At 60.1% G+C, this 404-nt stretch carries 1 protein-coding gene; it reads right to left on the bottom strand.

Features of this window, described 5'->3' with window-relative positions:
• Positions 1 to 404: Tn3 family transposase (locus tag KP705_RS18515; RefSeq protein WP_215765363.1), on the bottom strand; the 404-nt coding region annotated here is incomplete at both ends.

Here is a 404-nt window from a genome sequence, read left to right as displayed (position 1 = left end):
CAGCGCCTCTGCCACCTGCATGAAACAATTGACCATCACTTGAGGACGATGTGCCGTCTCCCCAGAGTGACGCCAGGGGCAGCCCACGATGGGCTGCAACCATACGGCCAAGGGCTTCGGCGTATCCGGCCTCGCTGATATGCCAGTCATGCAGATGCGCCAACTGGCGCAGGGTGGCACCCTGACAGGTGTCGGCCATGCGTGTCAGACCAAGATTAATCCCATCCGCCAGGATCACCGTCAGCAGGGCGTTTTTGTCATCCGCGACACGGCTGGAACGGCGATGGGTAAAGCAGTCGGTGAAGCTGATCCAGCGGTCCACTTCCAGCAGAAGATCAGTAATCTTGATGCGTGGCAGCCGGTCGTAAGCCGCCCGCCTCAACTCTTCCACAGCAGGGGGTGTA

Origin of the sequence: Gluconobacter sp. P1D12_c (assembly GCF_018812105.1) — a bacterium.
GTDB lineage: Bacteria > Pseudomonadota > Alphaproteobacteria > Acetobacterales > Acetobacteraceae > Gluconobacter > Gluconobacter oxydans_A.
This window is presented reverse-complemented; position numbering and strand designations above follow the sequence as displayed.